The following is an 18,686-nucleotide window of genomic DNA, read 5'->3' as shown; positions in this document are numbered from 1 at the left end:
ACGGTTCTTTTGTGTCCGATTGTTCTTAATCGAATTGTTGACACAAGAAAAACCGTCCCCCTGTGCTTACTTTTGTTCGATACTCTATCGGTTTATTATAACACAAAAAAAGACCCATTATTGGGCCTTTTTTTCGTTTAAGGAGTTTTTCGTTTATCGAACTGCAATTAAACCAATTTTGGTTTAGCTGAGTATTTTGTATGTAAAATATGGTGCGCTTTGTGGCTGTTTGGCTCTTCCAGGTATTCTTCGTACAGTCGGATGACAGAAGGATTCTGGTGAGATTTTCGGTAGGTTAATACATTGGCATCTTCGTCATACAGAGCTTTTGCTCGTTCAACACGAATGTCGACGTCCATTTTATCTTTAGCAGATACGATGGGTTGTCCACCACCGTTGACACAGCCGCCTGGGCAAGCCATCAGCTCGATGAAGTGGGTATCAGCCAATTTACCAGCTTTAAGCATTTCCATGACCTCACGGATGTTTGATCCACCATGAGCTACTAACAGGTTGACTTTCAGGTCTGGGGTTACATCAACACTGGCTTGTTTGATACCATCGGTACCACGAACCACATGATATTCAATTTCCTGAATGTCTTTTTTGTTCAGTACGTCGGCAACTGTTCTGACAGCCGCTTCCATAACACCACCGGTAGCGCCGAAGATAACAGCAGCTCCTGTGGATTCACCATAGTAATCATCAAAGTCTTCATCTGGTAATTTGTCAAACAGAATACGGGCTTCTTTGATCATACGTGCAAGTTCCCGAGTGGTGATGGAGATATCAACATCGGCATTACCGTCAGTACATAATTCTTCTCGTTGTACTTCGTATTTTTTAGCAGTACAAGGCATGATTGAAACAACAACCATATCTTTAGGATCAATTCCATTAGCTTGCGCATAGTGGTTTTTGAGTAAAGCACCGGTGATATTTTGTGGTGATTTACAGCTTGACAGATGTGGAATCGCTTCTGGATAATAGGTTTCGATAAATTTAATCCAACCTGGTGAACAGGATGTGATCATTGGTAGAACACCACCGTTGGTCACACGTCCAATCAGTTCTGTTCCTTCTTCCATGATACATACATCAGCACCGAAATCGGTATCGAATACTTTGTCAAAGCCCAGTCTTCGTAAGGCAGCTGCCATTTTACCGGTTACTGATGTTCCCATTGGGTAGCCAAAGTCTTCACCTAAACCAGCACGAACAGCTGGAGCGGTTTGAACGATAACAGTTTTGGTCGGATCAGCAATGGCATCCCAAACTTGTTGGATATTTGATTTTTCTTTTAATGCGCCAACTGGACAGTTGATGATACATTGTCCACAGTTGATGCAACCAACTTCAGCTAACGATTTGTCAAATACTGGTTGTACCTGTGAGGTAAAGCCTCGACCAACGGTGCCCAGTACGGCAACGCTTTGGACGTTGGTACAAACGGATACACATCGCTTACAAAGAATACATTTGCTTTCGTCACGGACAACAGATGTTGATAAATCGTCGATCAGTTTACCTGATTTTTCGCCTTCGAAAGGAATTTCAGAAACACCCAGGTCGGTTGCCAGTGTCTGTAATTCACAGTTTTCGCTACGAACACAGGTGGTACATTCACGGTTGTGGTTTGACAGAATTAACTCAAGGTTTACGCGTCGTGCTTTTCGAACGGCTGGGGAGTTGGTAAGTACTTCGATGCCGTTGGCAACTGGATAAACACATGCTGCTTGCAGTGCTCGTGCTCCAGCGATTTCAACCAGACACATACGACAAGCCCCAATTTCGTTAACATCTTTCAGGTAACAAAGTGTTGGGATATCGATATTGCTCATTCTGGCTGCTTCTAAAATGGTTGTTCCTTCGGGAACAGTCATTTCCTGACCGTTTATTTTAAATGTTACATCTTTCATTGTTTTTGTGACCTCCTAAATCAACCCTTGGAAATGGAGCCAAATGGACAGGCTTCAATACAGGCACCACATTTAATACATTTTGCTGTATCGATGGTATATGGTTTTTTCTTTTCACCGGTGATCGCATCGGCTGGACATTTCTTCGCACAGATTCCGCAACCTTTACAGGTATCAGGATTGATTGTGAAGTCTAACAGATGTTTACATACGCCAGCGGGACATTTTTTATCATTGATATGTGCTTCGTATTCATCACGGAAATAACGGATGGTAGACAGAACAGGGTTTGGTGCAGTTTGTCCCAATCCACAAAGTGCTGATGCTTTGATACCGACAGCCAGTTCTTCCAACCGTTCGATATCGCCTTCAATCCCTTTACCATCGCAGATTCGTTCCAGAATTTCAAGCATTCTTTTGGTACCAATACGGCAAGGAGGACACTTACCACAGGATTCGTCCTGAGTAAAGTCAAGGAAGAAACGGGCAACGTCAACCATACAGTTGTCTTCGTCCATTACGATGAGTCCACCAGAACCCATCATGGAGCCGATGGCAATCAGGTTATCATAATCGATTTCTGTATCTAATAAAGAAGCTGGAATACATCCGCCTGATGGTCCACCAGTTTGGGCAGCTTTGAACGCTTTACCATTGGGAATCCCACCACCGATATCAAAGACGATTTCTCGGAGGGTTGTACCCATTGGAATTTCAAGCAGACCGGTGTTGTTGATTTTTCCACCAAGTGCGAATACTTTTGTTCCTTTAGATTTTTCGGTTCCTACTGATGCAAACCATTCTGCGCCTTTTAAGATAATCGCTGGAATATTTGCATAAGTTTCTACGTTATTTAATACGGTTGGTTTGCCAAACAAACCTTTGTTAGCTGGGAATGGCGGACGTGGACGCGGTTCACCACGTTTACCTTCGATTGAGTTCATAAGTGCTGTTTCTTCACCACAGACAAATGCGCCGGCACCTAAACGAATTTCCAGGTCGAAGGAGAAATCGGTATCAAAGATATTTTCTCCCAGTAAACCATATTCTTTGGCCTGATCAATAGCGATCTGCAGACGGTTAACAGCGATTGGATATTCAGCTCGAACATAAACATAACCTTTAGAAGCACCTACAGCAAAACCGGCAATCGCCATGGCTTCGATAAGTGCATGCGGATCACCTTCAAGTACAGATCGATCCATGAATGCACCAGGGTCTCCTTCATCGGCGTTACATGCTACAAATTTTACGCCATCTTCGGATACAGCATCGTGAGCAAACTGCCATTTAAGACCAGTTGGGAATCCTCCGCCCCCACGACCACGAAGACCGGACGCTTTAACTTCGTTGATTACATCGACTGGTGTCATGGTTAACAGCACTTTTTCCAGCGCCAGGTAACCATCAAATGCGATATATTCGTCAATGTTTTCAGGATTGATAACACCACAGTTTGCCAAAGCAATACGTTTCTGGGTTTTGAAGAATCCTAATTCATTGATTGACAGTGGGTGATGACCATCACCTTTTTCGGTGTAGATCAAACGATCCAATGGACGACCTTTAACCAGATGTTCTTCAACCAGTTCAGGAATATCGGCAGCTTCAACTCGGCTGTAGAATGTTCCTTCTGGGTATACAATAACGACTGGTCCCAGTTCACACAAACCGAAACATCCGGTTGCAACAACTTCTACTTCATCCAGAATATCGTGTTTAACTAATTCTTTCTTTAATTCTTTTACTAATGTCATGGATCCTGAGGATGTACATCCTGTACCACCACAAATCAGTACCTGCGAACGTTTATATGCCATCTGCTCTTCTCCTCCTCAATTAACCCTTAACCGTTGGATCAATGACTTTACCATCAACCACAGTCATGGTGTATTCATCGACAACTTTGCCTTGAGCCAAGTGTTCTGCTACAACTTTAGCAACCTTTTCCGGTGTCATGTGCACATAGGTTACTTTTTCATTGTTTGCATCGTAAACTTCAACAATTGGTTCTAATCGACATGATCCGATACAACCTGTTTGAGCAACAGTAACATCAACCAAACCTTTTGCATCGACTTCTTCCATCAGTTTAACCATAACGGGTCGAGCGCCTGCTGCGATACCACAGGTTGCCATTCCTACTACGACGCGATATCCATTCTTGCCGTGTCTTAAATTGATTTCGTTTAATTTTTTTTCACGAATCGCTTTTAGTTCTGCTAAGGACTTTGCCATAAATTTATTCCTCCATAATTTCTTCAAGACCTTCTGAAACGAATTCCCGAATCCAGTTCAGTATTGCTGGTTCGTTTAACGATTCTACTTCCAGAGTGTCTTTAATTTCTCGTGTATTAAAAACAAATAGTTGGTTATTAAAGTTGTGTTGATAATAAAGATCTGTCTCTCCAAAAGACATTACCATGGTAAGCACCGTATCGGCCATATTCCCCAGAGGAACACGATCAATATGATCCCGCATGAAGCTTCCAACCACCTTTGTGCCAACACCGAGGCTAGAGCTTATCTCAAAGTATCCGCCACATGCTTCCGCAGCTGCTTTAAATAGAGATAAACCCAGACCAACCTTTCTGGTTGTTCGGGTCGTTACAAACGGATCTGTGATATTCTCAAGCCGATCAGCCGGTATGCCACACCCATCATCCGTGATGATAATGGTGAGTTCATTATTTGCCGTGGACTCAATAATCAGCAGTTTCACAAGCTTTGCCTGGGCTCTGATGGAATTTTGGGTAATATCCAAAATGTGAAGGGACAACTCTTTCATAACAGCTAATTAAAACTTTTCTAGGATCGCTGGAATTTCATCTACGGTTAAACGTCCAAATACTTCTTCGTTAATCATCATTACTGGAGCCAAACCACAGGCACCAACACATCGGGTTGCGTCAACTGACCATTTTCCATCTTCAGTTGTATCACCAACCTGTGTTCCTAAAATGCTGTTAACCTTGTCAATAATTGGTTGTGCGCCTCTTACATAGCAAGCGGTTCCTAAGCAGATACCAATTTTGAATTTTCCTTTTGGTTTAAGTGTAAATTGTGAATAAAATGTTGCCACACCGTAGACTTCAGTCAGAGGAATTCCTAACTCATCTGCGATGGTTCCCTGTAGTTCAAGTGGTAAGTAGCCGTATTTTTCCTGGGTTTCCTGCAGAATCTGCATTAAACAACCTGGTACTTCTCTGTGCTCGGCGACTATTGCCTTTACTACGTCCAAATTTTCAACTGGTATTAATTCAGCCAATTTTCAAACCTCCTAATTAAATCATGCAAACCTTTACGCTTGTGATTGCATATTTTCTAACGAAGTCATTATAACACAGAACGAAATATTTCGTTATGTGTTATAACAGATAAATTTTTCACTCTTTTTGGCCCGGATTTTTATGAAAACCTTTAACTTTTTTGTTTTTTGAAGTAAAAATTCTACCCATTTATTTTTTTTTTCAAAATAAGTGTAATAATTTTGCACAAAAAAACAGGCGCTTCGAAAAACACCTGTAAAGTTCACAGCTAACTACCGTATAAACCACTTATTCATCTGTTGTTCGCTCCGATACGCAGAGTCTGACCGCTCAGTCACAACATGATCGAACACGTGTCGGTACGACTTAAACAATCGATCCCAGATAGTTAATCAGCGTCTGCCTTTGCATATCCGGTAGTTCCAGAAAATATTCCCGCTCGGCCATGTCTTCCAATTGATGGGCATCAGAACCGTGAATGAACTGATAGTCTTTAAAAAAACGGAAGTTTTTCCGGACATTTTCAAAGGTTTCTTTTTTTGACACTTCGCAGGTCTTTACTGCCAATTCCAGGGGAATAAATCCCAGCGATGAAATTAAACTATAGGATTTTCGGTCGATGTGGGCTGGTACCAGCACCCCGCCCAGGTCCGTAACAAGATCCCAGAGCTGATTGACCCCAATATCAGTTGCTGAAATCAACAATTTATCGACTTCGCCAATAATATTATCCTCAGCATCCATGATCGTTTGGGGGCCGAACAGCGCTTTTTCATTTTTCACATCCGGAAGATGGTCATAAACAATGGCATCCAGTTTCATGGCCGCCTCCAGGGTTGGCAGATAGGCCAGAACATGGGCTTCTTCTTTGGTTGTCACTTCAATACCCGGCAGAATGCAAAGGCCTGTTCCGGTTTCTTTGGCCAATTCTTTAGCCACAGCCATAACCGCTGGTAAATTTTTGGCGGTGTTGTGATCCGTGACGGCAATAAAATCCAGTTCTTTAATCAGGGCCATATTGACAATGTTGTTGGGGGTCATCTCCGCTTCACCACAGGGGGATAATGCCGAGTGGATGTGCAGATCAATGGCTACCTTTTCCATTTTATATGCCAGCGTTTCCTAAAATTTTACAGACTTCAAAAGCATTAAGACCGGTAATAATAATCGGGATATCCTCGATGATGGCCCGTTCCAGGGTACTTTCTTCAACTTCAGCCCCTTCGGGAATAATCACGCAACTCATCTCCAGCAGCGATGCCACGGCAATAATATTGACATGCGTCTGGATGGTTACCCAGGCACAGCCATGACCGGCATTGGCCATAACCCAACTGAGCAGGTCACCGACATAGCCACTTTTAATGACCCCCTCAATCCCTACCTGAGGATTAAGACACTTGAATTCTTTGTTTTCTAATAACGCACTAACCTTCATTCCTTTTCTCCTTTAATATGACTAAATTGGGTAACTGCAATACTGCCGTGAGCTTTGAGTCCAGTTTGCACAATACACCAGAAGAAATCGCTAGGCGAATTTCTTCTTTGTCGCGGGCAGTCGCCAACTACAAGCAAGCTTGTGATTGGCTCGTTGCCTTCGCAAATTTTTACACTGTTCGCCTACACGTTACAAAATTGTATGTGGAAACTGCACCCAAAGCAATCTTTGTTCGTATTTTCATTTTGCAATGCCTTTATAGCTACATTTCTTCTTTTTTGATCAATGGTTTTTCGGTGGGATGTTCGACCTGCAACAGTTCATTGGTTAAAACTGAGAGATCCCGGACCCGATCTTTTAAGACAAATACACAATCGATTTCTTTGGCTTTTCCAGCGACAATATCTTCTGCCAGAGCCCGACAGCCCGGAGCGCCACAGGAACCACAGTCCAGACCGGGGAGTTTACTTTCGAGTATTTCGATTTGCTTCATTTTTTCGATGGCGCGATTGATATCCTGATCCAGAGGTTCCGGACTTCTCGGCAGAATTCGCTCTTTGATGTGCATCATCCCGGAATTATAAACACTTCGCACGTATTCATCGGACATGTGGATAATGGAGGTTTGTTTCATGGTTTTGGCCCGATCCTGAATGTACATTTTAGCCACATAATTATTTTCCACCGTCAAACAACCGCCAACGCAGCCGCCGATACAGGCTAGTCCTTCAAAAAACTCGATGGTATCGAGTTTACCGCATTCAATTTCTTCCAGAACATTAATAACATTTTGAATTCCATCGACATGGAGAACATTTTTATTTTTAAGGTAGTCACTTTCACCACCAGACAAAGCCCAGGTACAGGATTCTGGGGTGGTATTATGCAGGCCTTCCTGATGCGGGCACTTGCCGATAAGCCGGGCGATATCACTATAAATGTCCTTAATGGCAATGGCACCATCGATTAGGTCATATTTATCGTACTCACTGGCCGCCGGGTTATTGACCATGGTGGCTTTGGCAGCGCAGGGGGTAATAAAAAAAACGCCGACGTCGCTATTTTTATGGATGCCTTCTTCCCTGATTCGCTTTCTGATCAGTCTGGCGGTTATCGCCATGGGAGACTTCAAGCGGCAGATATTGTCAGTGAGTTCAGGAAAGCGCACCTGAATCAGCTTGACAACCGCCGGACAGGCTGAAGAAATCAGCGGTCTGGGATATCGTTTGGCATGATACTCATACTTCAGGGCCTGGCCGACAATTTCAGCACCATAAGCCACTTCCACCACCTCATCAAAGCCCAGGGCTTTTACGGCCGAAAGAATCTGGCTAATTGAATATTTCGGTTTAAACTGACCAATGATGGCGGGCGCCACCATCGCCACGGTATATTGATAATTATCTTTTTTTGAAAGCGGATCGGTTTTGGCCAGCTTGGCATGATGCGGACAAATCCGAATACACTCACCACAGTCAATGCATTTGGACTCATTGATGGTCGCCTTCCCCCCCCGAACCCGGATGGCTCCAGTGGGACAGCTTCTCAGACAGGTCGTGCAACCCAGACATTTTTCCTCATCAAGGTATACTGAATGCAGTAATTTTTCCATATGTCCCCCCTTCTTCCTGATTAGACAAAAAATTTCATGACAATTTTTGTCCCCTCTCCAATCTTGGAGGAGATTTCAAAACTGTCGGCATTATTTTTCATATTGGGCAAACCCATTCCGGCGCCAAAACCCATTTGCCGGACTTCATCGCCAGCAGTTGACCAACCCGCCGTCATCGCCAGGTCAATATTGGCAATCCCCGGTCCGACATCCTCGATCGTCAGAACCAGTTCCTCTTCACCTACCTGCAAAACAATTCTTCCGCCCGATGAATGGATCGCCAGATTCATTTCTCCCTCATAGCCAGCAATGGAGACCTTGCGGATCACCTTGTTGGATACCCCTAACTGCTGGAGGGTTCGTTTAATTTTTCGGGAGGCTTCGCCGGCGGTGTCAAAATCTCCCCGTTTCACATCAAAGACGAGTTCGTAGCTCATCTAAGATGGGCTCCCTTGAGACCGTTTGTGTAGAGAATGCCACAAGATTCAAAAAGAATATATTTTGTGGACATAACCAGGAGATTCCGTTCTCTGGCCATGTCAATCATTTCCTGACTGGGCATTTTGTCCCGCACAAAAATAATGCTGTTCATATTTGCCATATCAGCCGTATTCAGCACCTGTTTGTTGACCAGACCAGTGAGCAGAATGGCATCCTCTCTGGCAAAACACAGCACATCACTCATCAGATCACAGCCAAAACCAGAGTGAACTTCTTCCTCCAGATGACTCTCTCCAGATAAAACAACAGCATCGAGGAGGTCTCTTACCTGACTTAATTTCATCGAATGTTCTCCTTTTTTAGTTATTACTAGTATTGTAAAGGATTTCTTATTCATTTAGCAAGGTCTTTCCTGTTTTTTTAAATATTTATCGGGAAATGATGCTTGCTCGGCAACTTCTACTTATTTATCACCCGTGCGACTTCGTAAAACAGGAAGAACCGCTGATCGCCCCTGTTTCAAGAGACGATCTTCCCAAAAGTGTAGCGGTCATCCCGCACTTATAACACAATTTTATGGTAGCTTGCGCCTAAGGATCGGAGCAGGTTTTCTTCGACGTCGTCACAGGTAAAGAGGATCACCTGACGGCTACTGCTGAGTTCTGCAAGTAGCTTGAGCGCCTCGGTTTTTCGCTGTTTATCATACCGCACAAACGGTTCATCCAGAATAAAAGGCATTTCATGACTGATCAGCTCGCTAATTCCATAGCGAAAGGCAAAATGAACCTGATCCATGGTTCCGGCACTTAATTGGTCAACATCCCTGAAGTCACCACCTTTGGGATCAATCACTTTGAGCTTCATGGCATCATCAATTTTCACCCCTTTATAATGCTGGGTGAGGGTATCGAGAATATCGCCAATATTCTTATTCAACTCCGGAGCCGAGTCCTGATGACAATCTTTCTGGATTGTCGAAATAATCTCAAGCGCTGCATTACAGGCGCTGATTTCCGTATCGAAGGCCTGAATCTGGCTATCCAGCGTTTTAATGGTCTCTTTTATTTCCACCGGCAGACCAATCCCATCGGTAAGGGCACTGTTTTCACCTTCCAGTCTGGCAATTTCCTTGCCCAGACTTAAGAGTTCTTCCGATTTTGGGGAGGCTTTATGCCAAACCGCCTGTCCGTCCTCTGTTTTTCCGCCATTGACGGTTTCCAGCAGATTCTCCAGTAGTTCCAGGTTCCCGTTAAAACGGATTTTGAGTTCTTCCAATTGCTGCGCTTTTTCACAGCGCTCAGCATATTCAGCAATGTTTTTAACCTGATATTCAGCCAGCTTCCGATCCAGATCCCGAATGATTCCCCGTCGCTGTTCAAAGAGCACTTCATAACCGGCCTGATGACGGGAGTGCTGAATAATAATCAATTCGCCTTCATTTTGCAGCTGCTCCAGTTCTTTCTGATTTCTAATTACCTTTTTATAGTAACTGTCAAAACTGGGTCCATCTTTTAACTGGTATTTGGCCAGTATTTCTTCCTGAATGGGGATTATTTGTTTTTCTTTTAAAATCCGTCGCTTTTTAAGGGTTGCCGAAATGCCGTAGCTTAGGCCGACAACACCGACTATTGCCATGGTTACCCCAACGGTTAAGGACAGATTTTCGATTCCCTGACTGGTTCCCATCATCCCCATATTGGCCAATCCCACCAGTCCCATTCCTAAAAGCGTCACCAGGGTGGCAATGATGTTGATGATCACATTGGTTTTTTTATCCACCTCGGCTACTTCTGTTTCTTCTTTTTTAAACAGTTCATAGTCTTCGGCGATGCCTTCTAAGGTATGCCCGGCCAGCGAGCTGCGTTTTGCCGCTTCTTTTTGCCGGATCGTTTTTAGATGTTCCGAGGCATCCGCCATTTCTTTTTCAATGTAATCCATCTGATCGCTGAGGCGCTCAGCCTGGTTGGAAATGGCTTTTAAGCCCTCCAGCGTCTTATAGTTATAGCCTTCATAAATCTGGTCTTCTTTGATTATTTTTGATAAACGGTTGTTTTCCTTTTCCAGCTTGTTAATTCGTTCATAGGAGGCCAACAATTCCTTTTTTCGTTTCACCACCGATTCCTGACTGAGAAAGTCGTTTTCGGCTTCGATCCGCTTCATTTTCATCTGATTCCGGGTGATTTTTTCCTGATTCTCGGCAACCTTGGCGTAGGCGGCTTCCGCCTCTTTTAACAGTTCCCGGAGCTCATCCCGCTCCCGAATGGCAGCCCCAATTCTTGACTTGCTTTGACCCGAACGGCCAATTGCGTTTTTCTTTTCTTCCAATCGTCTGGCAATCCCTTTGAAATTGATCTCAATGCCGCTGGAATTTTGCATCTCGATGTAGGAATCCCGGACTTCATCCTGGCTGCCTGCTTCGTTATCGTGGGCCGTTTGACGCATATTGACGGTATTATTATAAATAACGGCAGTCATCCCCTGATTTCCCAGCGGCAGGTGCTGTCTTATTACCCCATCGTACTTGAACTGGTCGTTGATTATTTTCCCGGTGGTATTATCATAAATGAATAAGGAATCTTTGGATCGCAGAAAATTCCGTTCCAGCCGAATTTCCCGGCCATCCACCTCATAAACCAGGGAACCACTGTAATCGAATTGATTCCAGGGCATATACTTTTCATATTCTTCGCTATAGGTTTTCTTTTTTCGGTAGGGTTTATAAAACCCGAAAAACATCCCCTGGATAAAGGTTTGAACCGTTGTTTTGCCAGCCTCATTGCGACCGTAAACCAGATTCAGTCCCGGTTTGAAGTCAATGGTCTGATCTTTGAATTTTCCAAAAGCTTTGATGGTCAGGGTTTTTATTCTCATTTCAAAACCCCCTCGCTAATCATCGCTTCGATGCTATAAATAATCGCTTTTTTACGGACTTCCGGTTCGGCTATTTTACCCAATTCAGTAAGAAGCTGTCCGATCGGGTTGTTCAGATTTTCTTTGATCAGCAGTTCCAGATCAATATCCGGTTCCAGTTTAACCATGTCTGTTTCGACGTAATAAAAAGCGTCTTCCAGATCATCGTTGATCCAATCCATTTGAATTTCGGGATTGATGTAACCGGTAAATCGAATCCGATAATAGTTTTGCTGGCGGTTACTCTCACTGTCACAACTGACTGCTTTGTTGATAATATCCTGATAGGAATCTTCCGGAACAATCTGAATGTCAATGGTTTCGTATTTTCGCGATTCAATGGGATTAAAGCCGCTACTGGTAATAAAACTCTGGTTTTCATAATCCGTTTTTACCTGCGAAATAATAAAGCCCCGTTCCCCGGTTTCCCCAAAATTCAGGGGTACCGGTGACCCGCAATAAGCGACGCCACCAGGGGTCAAGCCGGGTTTGTGAATATGTCCCAGGGCAATATAATCAAAACCTTTTTTCTCGATCATTCTTAAATCAATGGGTAGATAAAGGCTTTGATTGGTCACTTCGCCATGAGCCATCAGGATGTTATAGTGGGTATCGTTGAGTTTAATGCTGTTAAAGGAGCGTTCAGGAAAGGCCCGGTACTCGTTTTTCACCCAAGACATCCCATAAATTTCGGTATTTAATTCTTTGATATAAACCGAACGGAAAACATCTTCTTTAAAAATGTAGACATTTCTGGGCCACTCGACTTTTTTGTAGGGTGAGCTGTCACCGTGGTAATCGTGGTTACCGGTGATAATCACCACCCAGGTTTTCTCAAGACTGGCCAATCCTTCGGCTGCTCTTTTTATATCCATGGTCAGAACATTGACACTATCAAATAAATCTCCGGCAATCAGCAAAAGGGGCACTGCTTCTTCTTTAACGTATGCAATCATCTCGTCAAAAGCTTTCCAGAGTTCTTTTCTTTTGTTTTTTCCGTAATAATTTCCCTGTTGTAAAAAGGTAAAGGGGCGACCTAAATGAAAATCACCGGTATGAACAAAGGTTGTCAGCATCCGCTTTGCCTCCTCATCTATCAAATTTCCAGGTGTTTGCGAAAATGTTGTACATTAATTTCGCAATGACCAAAGAGAGTTTTGTTATTATTTTCTAACTGATTTTTTATTATATCATCTTTTGACCGATCTTACATTTAAATTTTATTAAAATTAATGCGTTTCTCTGTTTCAAGGAGTTTAAACAGGGTAGGGGTTAAGGAAAATGCCTGCATGGCGTTTTCCACCTCCCTTAGCGCCTGCGCTTTTCTTTTTTCACTGACTTTGGCTTTTTGAGCCCGGATCAGGATGTTTTTGGGGGTGTGAGCCAGATCGACGAATTCCATCAGTTGAACTTTGTAGCCGCAGGCTTCAAGCAGGTTCCCCCGAATGGCATCGGTTAACAGTGCGGCGGTTCGTTCTTTTATGATGCCATATTTTGTCAACAGACTCAGTTCCCCGGTTTCCATTTGACCATTGAGTTCGTGCTGACAGCAGGGCACTGAAAAAATCAGCCGGGCCTCCCATTTGATGGCATTGTAGAGGGCAAAATCGGTGGCGGTATCGCAGGCATGCAGGGTAATGATCATATCCACAGGGAAGCTTGCCTGATAGTCATGGATATCCCCCCGTTCAAATGATAGCTGGTTGTAGCCATATTTCCGGGCACTGGCATTGCAGTGGTCAATCACATCGCTTTTTAAATCCAGACCAATCATTTGCACCTTGATGTTCTTTATCTCCGTCAGGTAATAATAGAGAATAAAGGTCAGATAGGATTTACCGCAACCAAAGTCAATCACATTGAGCTCGGTGCCAGGGGGCAGTTTTTTTACTTCATCATCGACAATCTCCACAAAGCGGTTGATCTGGCGGAATTTATCAGTCATTGTCTTGACGACCTTGCCCTCTTTCGTAAAGACCCCCATATCCACCAGCGGCTGAATAAGGGTACCTTCCTGCAGAATGTAGTTTTTTTTGCGGTTGTGGCTGATAACTTTGGCTGGCGCTTTCGTAACTGCTTTACGGGTTATTGATGGCTTGCCTTTTTTGCTGACCTGGATGATATACTCAAATTGATCATCCCAGGCGTTATACTGCTGATAGTCTGTGTGCAGTGCCTGGCCAAGAAATTCAATCAGTTGATCTGCCGCCAGATTTTCATTAAAGACCTGGGTGGCCGTGAATTTTTCCAGATGATAGGATTCTCCGATTTGACTGATGACGATTTTCTGATAGTCATTGCTTTTTATTCGTGGTTTACTCAGGATGATTTTATATATCTGGGGATTAAAACCAGCTTCAAGAGCTGTTATTAACTGCATCATTTTTTACCTCATGTTTTTTCTTTGTTGCTCTATCCTATCATGGTTTTGCTTAAAATTACAGGGGCTTTGACTTTTTTGCCAAAAAAATACCGGAGCTATCCATCTGGATAACTCCGGCAAGGTTGTTGATAAGCCACTGTATCGACTCATAATTATTTGTTGGTTTATGCGCCTAAGAACATCGCCATGTCAGCATCAACTGAGTCAATTCCGCCGATCCCAAAGGTATCGATCAGGACATTTGCCACATTTGCCGATAAGAAGGCTGGCAAGGTTGGTCCCAGATGGATGTTTTTGACACCCAGGTGGAGCAGGGCCAGTAAAACAATGACCGCCTTTTGTTCATACCAGGCAATATTATAGGCAATCGGCAGTTCGTTGATGTCATTAAGTTCAAACACTTCTTTTAACTTTAAGGCAATGAGTGCCAGGGAATACGAATCGTTACACTGTCCCGCATCCAACAGTCGGGGAATCCCACCGATATCACCGAGATCCAGCTTATTGTAACGGTATTTTGCGCAACCGGCTGTTAGGATGACTGTATCCTGTGGCAGTTTTTGGGCAAATTCGGTATAGTAGTCCCGGGATTTCATACGACCATCACAACCTGCCATAACAAAGAACTTTTTAATCGCACCGGATTTTACCGCATCGACAACCTTATCCGCCAGGGCAAAAACCTGCTCGTGGGCAAAGCCGCCAACAATTTTTCCGGTTTCAATTTCGGTGGGAGCTTTTAAGCGTTTAGCCATTTCGATGACTTTTGAAAAGTCTTTTTTACCACTTCCATCCGCTTCAATATGGGTACAGCCGGGATGTCCCGAAGCCCCAGTGGTGAAAATCCGACCCCGGACTTCGTCACTTTTGGGGGGCACAATACAATTGGTGGTAAACAGAATCGGGCCGTTGAACGATTCAAATTCTTCCAGCTGTTTCCACCAGGCATTGCCATAGTTACCGACAAAGTTATCATATTTTTTAAAGGCCGGGTAATAATGGGCGGGCAACATTTCACTATGGGTATATACATCCACACCAGTGCCTTTGGTTTGCTCTAGAAGCTGTTCCAGATCGGTCAGGTCATGGCCGGAAATTAAGATGGCGGGATTCTTTTTAACCCCAATATTGACTTCCGTGATTTCCGGATTGCCGTATTTCCCGGTGTTGGCACCATCCAACAGCGCCATGGCAGTGACGCCAAACTGACCGGTTTTTAAAGTCAACGCTACCAGATCATCAGCAGACAGCGCATCATCCAGGGTTGCCGCCATGGCCTCGTAGATAAAACCATATAGACTTAAGTCCTCTTTGCCAAGGTTAAGGGCATGCTCGGCATAGGCGGCCAGCCCTTTGACGCCGTAGGTAATCAGTTCCCGCAGCGAACGGACATCTTCATTTTTGGTAGCCAGGATTCCGACATTTGCAGCTTTTTTAAGCATCTCCGCTTTTGTGGCGGTTTCAAAACGGGCGGCGTCATGAAGTGCTGATACATTTATTTTTTTGCCCGTTTGTTCTTTCTTTAAGCCCAGCAATTTCTGGAAGAAACCGGGGTTATTCTTTTTATTGGCGGCATCCACCATATCCCGCAGCTGATTTCTCAGCACGGTCATTTTCTTTATTTCTTTAACAAAGGCATCTCCATCAAAATTCGCATTGGTGATGGTCATAAAGAGACTTCTTAATACCTCATGATTGACTTCGCCCAACTCTTTGGCTTCCAATTCGCCTTTTACGACAATTTCGGAAATCCCCTTAACTGTATAAATCAATAGATCCTGGAGTTTAGCAACTTCTTCACTTTTACCACAAACCCCTTTAACGCTACAGCCTTTTCCTTTGGCCGCTTCCTGACACTGATAACAAAACATACTCATACGATTATCCTCCTGAAAATTCTATTTCATCATAATATTTAGTTTTAACAATTTTGATGTCGCTACCTCATTGGTATGTTGCTATTATATCCGGGGGTACGTGATTATGCCGTTGCATTTGCAACGGCTGCGAATGTTTTTCAAAAAATATAAAAAAACACCTTTCGGTGTTTTTATTCGCTTTTTTTATCATCTGTCTGGATATTCTTATTTTTATAGAAAATGCAGCCGGTCTCTTTATATGGATTCTTTAAGACATCCATGTCCGGACAACGTCCATTGACATTAAAACCGCAGTTTAAATAAGAACACGCATTTTTTTCTGTTGATTCCATTTGACTCTCCTCATAAATCTTAATTGCGTGTAATTATAACAGTTTGCTGAGTAATACTCAAGCGCCCGTTACGCTTTAATTATTGCCGATATGTACTTAAACCATCAATTAAAACAACTCCGCTTTTTTTCAATCCCCATATTTGGGTCGCCATTCCAACCGCCACTTAATAGCCATAACGCACCGTAAATTACAAGTATTACAAATTAGACGTAAAAAAAACAGAGCCCTCAAACGGCTCTGTTATGCGCTATTATTGGTGCTCCCTCAGAGACTCGAACTCTGGACACCCTGATTAAGAGTCAGGTGCTCTAGCCAACTGAGCTAAGGGAGCAAAAGTGGTGCCGAAGGCGGGACTCGAACCCGCACGTGATCACTCACAACGGATTTTGAGTCCGTCACGTCTGCCAATTCCATCACTTCGGCGAAAAAATAGTTTATTTGGTTGTAAGGATTGTACCCCTAATGCAATAGAGATAACTAAGCGATTCACACCAAATCAAAGATTCAGCGCATCTTATTAGCGCCCCACAGGACACTGTCATAAATGATAACACAGCTTAAAAAGAATTTCAATCATTTTTTTTCGTTTTAAATTATTTTCTTAAAATGAAAATACGACAAAATATTATCTTGTTTTTTTTCATTTATGGGTTACTATAAGTTTAGTAAAGGATTGGTTATTAACAAAGAATTTAATTGCCCATCCGATAATCTTATTTCCAGAAAGTCAGGTGAAGTGATGAGCATGTTTGAAAATCATAAAACAATCGCTTATAAGGAATTTCGAGAATTTGTAAACGAGTCTGTTCTTGAGTTGATTAAAAAAACAAAGGATAAAAAATGCAATGGCTGTATTGATTTTGTCTTTGATGAAGAAACCTCCACGGGGCATTGCGAGGCACTGGAAACCACCTGGCCTGTCAAAAACCCCGATGCGGTTCAACGACTGACGGATTGCTATATTTGCGATCTGAAAGCCATGAAGTAACGAAGCATAACACCGATCAGTTGATCGGTGTATTTTTTTGTCTCGTTTTCTTCCTGATTCGTTCAGTAAACTATTTTGCCCGATGATCGTTAAAGGCTTCTTTTATTTTCTGACAGCATCCCTCGGCAGTCCAGGTTTCGGTTGATATTTTAAAATCACAAACATCGTAATACTCCTGACGTTCGGCCAGCAGTTGACGGATTCGCACCAGCGGATCTTCACTCTTTAGCAAAGGGCGGGTATCATCGCCCTTAATTCGGCAATAGATGGTTTCCGGCTGAGCTGACAAACTGACTACAAAGGCCTTTTCAGCCAACAATTTTCGATTTCTTTTAAACAGAATGATTCCCCCGCCGGTGGACAAAACAATATTCTCCATCGTTAAGGCCTTTTTTAACGCCTCATGTTCGGCGTCCCGGAAGGCATCTTCCCCCAGCTGGGCAAAAATATCGGTTATCTTCATCCCCAGCTCCGCTTCCACTAAGGCATCGGTATCGACAAAATCATATTCCAGTTCCCGGGCCAACAAGGAACCGATGGTGGTTTTACCTGTTGCCATAAAGCCAATCAATGCCACACACTTTTTTTCAGTTTTCATTTATCCCTTCCTCCAGTAATTTTTTGCCCAAAACCGGTTCCGGAAACACTCCGGTCCATAATTCAAAGGCTAATAGTCCCTGGTACAACAGCATTTCCAGCCCATTTTCAGTTTGTGCCCCGATTTCCCGGGCATCTTTCATGAACTGGGTCACCGCCGGGCTGTAGATCATATCATATACCAGCAATTCTTTTTTCAGGAGCGTTTTGTCAAGCGGCGTTTGCCAGGCGGTATCGGCCATTCCTAAACTGGTTCCGTTGACCACTACCGCAGCTTCATTAACGGCTGCTTTTAAGGACTCTGCATTCATGTCAATGGCCTGGGCTTTTCCCGGCCAACTCTCATTAATTTGACTGGCCAGCTCTTTTGCTTTAGCCACTGTACGATTGGCAATGATGACCTTTTGGATGCCCCAGTCTGCCAAAGCCATCGCCACCGACTTAACCGCACCCCCACAACCGAGAATCAGAATGGTCAATTCCGATCTGGGAATTTTACCAATTTTTGTTTCAATTGATTTAATAAAGCCATTCCCATCCGTATTGTAGCCGATCATTTTTTTATCACGGCAAACCACCGTATTCACCGCCCCGATTTTCTCTGCCAAAGGATCTAGTTGGTCGATATATTTCATGATTTCCATTTTATGGGGCTTGGTGATGTTAAATCCGCCCACATTCATTAGCCGAAAACCATCCACCAGCTTTCCTAAATCTTCAGACTTAACAGCAATCGGCAGGTATAAAGCGTCCACCCCGGTTGCTTTAAACAGTCCATTATGCAATTGGGGCGATAAACTTTGCACAATGGGATCGCCGATGACGGCATATATTTTGGTATCAACTGAAATTCGCATTCTAGGACTCCTTCATTTTTTAGCTTTAGCTGCATTGTATCACAGGTTGGCAAGCGG

At 43.5% G+C, this 18,686-nt stretch carries 18 protein-coding genes and 2 tRNA genes; 1 reads left to right on the top strand and 19 read right to left on the bottom strand.

The genetic code is table 11. The features are described from left to right. Window positions 1-167: 167 nt before the first annotated feature. From ACWI_RS03535 to ACWI_RS03460, 17 genes are all read right to left on the bottom strand, one after another. Window positions 168-1,919, bottom strand: a complete 1,752-nt coding sequence (locus ACWI_RS03535; RefSeq protein WP_070370043.1) for an NADH-dependent [FeFe] hydrogenase, group A6 — start codon at window positions 1,917-1,919, stop codon at window positions 168-170. A 20-nt stretch (window positions 1,920-1,939) separates the two neighbouring features. Continuing rightward, window positions 1,940-3,739: an NADH-quinone oxidoreductase subunit NuoF gene (gene nuoF, locus ACWI_RS03530; protein ID WP_070370042.1), complete on the bottom strand. Its 1,800-nt coding sequence runs from the start codon at window positions 3,737-3,739 to the stop codon at window positions 1,940-1,942. Between the two features lie 19 nt (window positions 3,740-3,758). Beyond that, window positions 3,759-4,157, bottom strand: a complete 399-nt coding sequence (locus ACWI_RS03525; protein ID WP_070370041.1) for a (2Fe-2S) ferredoxin domain-containing protein — start codon at window positions 4,155-4,157, stop codon at window positions 3,759-3,761. Between the two features lie 4 nt (window positions 4,158-4,161). Then, entirely contained in the window at window positions 4,162-4,683 is a 522-nt protein-coding gene (locus tag ACWI_RS03520; RefSeq protein WP_242871568.1) for an ATP-binding protein, read from the bottom strand. A gap of 33 nt (window positions 4,684-4,716) precedes the next feature. Continuing rightward, complete coding sequence (locus tag ACWI_RS03515; RefSeq protein ID WP_070370039.1) at window positions 4,717-5,187, bottom strand: NADH-quinone oxidoreductase subunit NuoE family protein; 471 nt, start codon at window positions 5,185-5,187, stop codon at window positions 4,717-4,719. 367 nt (window positions 5,188-5,554) lie between these two features. Then, window positions 5,555-6,292, bottom strand: coding sequence for a PHP domain-containing protein (locus tag ACWI_RS03510; protein WP_070370038.1), 738 nt, complete (start codon window positions 6,290-6,292; stop codon window positions 5,555-5,557). Between the two features lies 1 nt (window position 6,293). Continuing rightward, complete coding sequence (locus ACWI_RS03505) at window positions 6,294-6,626, bottom strand: AraC family transcriptional regulator (RefSeq protein WP_070370037.1); 333 nt, start codon at window positions 6,624-6,626, stop codon at window positions 6,294-6,296. A gap of 262 nt (window positions 6,627-6,888) precedes the next feature. Then, on the bottom strand, window positions 6,889-8,238 hold the full coding sequence (locus ACWI_RS03500; RefSeq protein ID WP_070370036.1) for a [Fe-Fe] hydrogenase large subunit C-terminal domain-containing protein: 1,350 nt from the start codon (window positions 8,236-8,238) through the stop codon (window positions 6,889-6,891). Window positions 8,239-8,258: 20 nt separating this feature from the next. After that, entirely contained in the window at window positions 8,259-8,675 is a 417-nt protein-coding gene (locus ACWI_RS03495) for an ATP-binding protein (protein WP_070370035.1), read from the bottom strand. Beyond that, window positions 8,672-9,022: a hypothetical protein gene (locus tag ACWI_RS03490; RefSeq protein WP_070370034.1), complete on the bottom strand. Its 351-nt coding sequence runs from the start codon at window positions 9,020-9,022 to the stop codon at window positions 8,672-8,674. Before ACWI_RS03490 ends, ACWI_RS03495 begins: the two co-directional genes overlap by 4 nt. Before the next feature lie 218 nt (window positions 9,023-9,240). Continuing rightward, complete coding sequence (locus ACWI_RS03485; protein ID WP_070370033.1) at window positions 9,241-11,550, bottom strand: ATP-binding protein; 2,310 nt, start codon at window positions 11,548-11,550, stop codon at window positions 9,241-9,243. Beyond that, window positions 11,547-12,665 (bottom strand): metallophosphoesterase family protein, encoded by a 1,119-nt coding sequence (locus ACWI_RS03480; protein WP_070370032.1) that lies wholly within the window; start codon window positions 12,663-12,665, stop codon window positions 11,547-11,549. Before ACWI_RS03480 ends, ACWI_RS03485 begins: the two co-directional genes overlap by 4 nt. A 137-nt stretch (window positions 12,666-12,802) precedes the next feature. Beyond that, window positions 12,803-13,972 (bottom strand): class I SAM-dependent methyltransferase, encoded by a 1,170-nt coding sequence (locus tag ACWI_RS03475; RefSeq protein WP_070370031.1) that lies wholly within the window; start codon window positions 13,970-13,972, stop codon window positions 12,803-12,805. Between the two features lie 164 nt (window positions 13,973-14,136). Further along, the gene (gene hcp / locus ACWI_RS03470; protein WP_070370030.1) at window positions 14,137-15,849 is read right to left on the bottom strand and encodes a hydroxylamine reductase; all 1,713 of its coding nucleotides are present in this window, start codon (window positions 15,847-15,849) and stop codon (window positions 14,137-14,139) included. 173 nt (window positions 15,850-16,022) lie between these two features. After that, window positions 16,023-16,184 (bottom strand): hypothetical protein, encoded by a 162-nt coding sequence (locus ACWI_RS18940; protein ID WP_175440888.1) that lies wholly within the window; start codon window positions 16,182-16,184, stop codon window positions 16,023-16,025. A gap of 257 nt (window positions 16,185-16,441) precedes the next feature. After that, window positions 16,442-16,518 (bottom strand) — tRNA-Lys (locus tag ACWI_RS03465). Between the two features lie 5 nt (window positions 16,519-16,523). Continuing rightward, window positions 16,524-16,610: transfer RNA gene (locus tag ACWI_RS03460), tRNA-Leu, on the bottom strand. A gap of 316 nt (window positions 16,611-16,926) precedes the next feature. On the opposite strand from ACWI_RS03460, the gene ACWI_RS03455 reads away from it, so the two are divergent. Then, window positions 16,927-17,175, top strand: coding sequence for a hypothetical protein (locus ACWI_RS03455; protein ID WP_070370029.1), 249 nt, complete (start codon window positions 16,927-16,929; stop codon window positions 17,173-17,175). 70 nt (window positions 17,176-17,245) lie between these two features. Here ACWI_RS03455 and ACWI_RS03450 read toward each other — a convergent pair whose 3' ends face one another. Both ACWI_RS03450 and aroE read right to left on the bottom strand, forming a co-directional pair. Continuing rightward, on the bottom strand, window positions 17,246-17,773 hold the full coding sequence (locus ACWI_RS03450) for a shikimate kinase (RefSeq protein WP_070370028.1): 528 nt from the start codon (window positions 17,771-17,773) through the stop codon (window positions 17,246-17,248). After that, window positions 17,763-18,629: a shikimate dehydrogenase gene (gene aroE, locus ACWI_RS03445; protein WP_070370027.1), complete on the bottom strand. Its 867-nt coding sequence runs from the start codon at window positions 18,627-18,629 to the stop codon at window positions 17,763-17,765. The genes ACWI_RS03450 and aroE overlap by 11 nt, the downstream gene beginning before the upstream one ends. Window positions 18,630-18,686 lie beyond the last annotated feature (57 nt).

This window comes from Acetobacterium wieringae (assembly GCF_001766835.1).
Taxonomy (GTDB): Bacteria; Bacillota; Clostridia; order Eubacteriales; family Eubacteriaceae; genus Acetobacterium; species Acetobacterium wieringae.
The sequence above is the reverse complement of the archived record's forward strand: the minus strand, read 5'-3'. Positions and strand labels throughout refer to the sequence as shown.

Bases quoted from the DNA above. Each gene is read 5' to 3' on its own strand.
- ACWI_RS03455 (WP_070370029.1), top strand. From the start codon at position 16,927: ATGAGCATGTTTGAAAATCATAAAACAATCGCTTATAAGGAATTTCGA.
- nuoF (WP_070370042.1), bottom strand. From the start codon at position 3,739: ATGGCATATAAACGTTCGCAGGTACTGATTTGTGGTGGTACAGGATGT.
- ACWI_RS03480 (WP_070370032.1), bottom strand. From the start codon at position 12,665: ATGCTGACAACCTTTGTTCATACCGGTGATTTTCATTTAGGTCGCCCC.
- ACWI_RS03475 (WP_070370031.1), bottom strand. From the start codon at position 13,972: ATGATGCAGTTAATAACAGCTCTTGAAGCTGGTTTTAATCCCCAGATA.
- ACWI_RS03485 (WP_070370033.1), bottom strand. From the start codon at position 11,550: ATGAGAATAAAAACCCTGACCATCAAAGCTTTTGGAAAATTCAAAGAT.
- ACWI_RS03490 (WP_070370034.1), bottom strand. From the start codon at position 9,022: ATGAAATTAAGTCAGGTAAGAGACCTCCTCGATGCTGTTGTTTTATCT.
- ACWI_RS18940 (WP_175440888.1), bottom strand. From the start codon at position 16,184: ATGGAATCAACAGAAAAAAATGCGTGTTCTTATTTAAACTGCGGTTTT.
- ACWI_RS03450 (WP_070370028.1), bottom strand. From the start codon at position 17,773: ATGAAAACTGAAAAAAAGTGTGTGGCATTGATTGGCTTTATGGCAACA.
- ACWI_RS03535 (WP_070370043.1), bottom strand. From the start codon at position 1,919: ATGAAAGATGTAACATTTAAAATAAACGGTCAGGAAATGACTGTTCCC.
- ACWI_RS03495 (WP_070370035.1), bottom strand. From the start codon at position 8,675: ATGAGCTACGAACTCGTCTTTGATGTGAAACGGGGAGATTTTGACACC.
- ACWI_RS03525 (WP_070370041.1), bottom strand. From the start codon at position 4,157: ATGGCAAAGTCCTTAGCAGAACTAAAAGCGATTCGTGAAAAAAAATTA.
- ACWI_RS03500 (WP_070370036.1), bottom strand. From the start codon at position 8,238: ATGGAAAAATTACTGCATTCAGTATACCTTGATGAGGAAAAATGTCTG.
- aroE (WP_070370027.1), bottom strand. From the start codon at position 18,629: ATGCGAATTTCAGTTGATACCAAAATATATGCCGTCATCGGCGATCCC.
- ACWI_RS03510 (WP_070370038.1), bottom strand. From the start codon at position 6,292: ATGGAAAAGGTAGCCATTGATCTGCACATCCACTCGGCATTATCCCCC.
- ACWI_RS03505 (WP_070370037.1), bottom strand. From the start codon at position 6,626: ATGAAGGTTAGTGCGTTATTAGAAAACAAAGAATTCAAGTGTCTTAAT.
- hcp (WP_070370030.1), bottom strand. From the start codon at position 15,849: ATGAGTATGTTTTGTTATCAGTGTCAGGAAGCGGCCAAAGGAAAAGGC.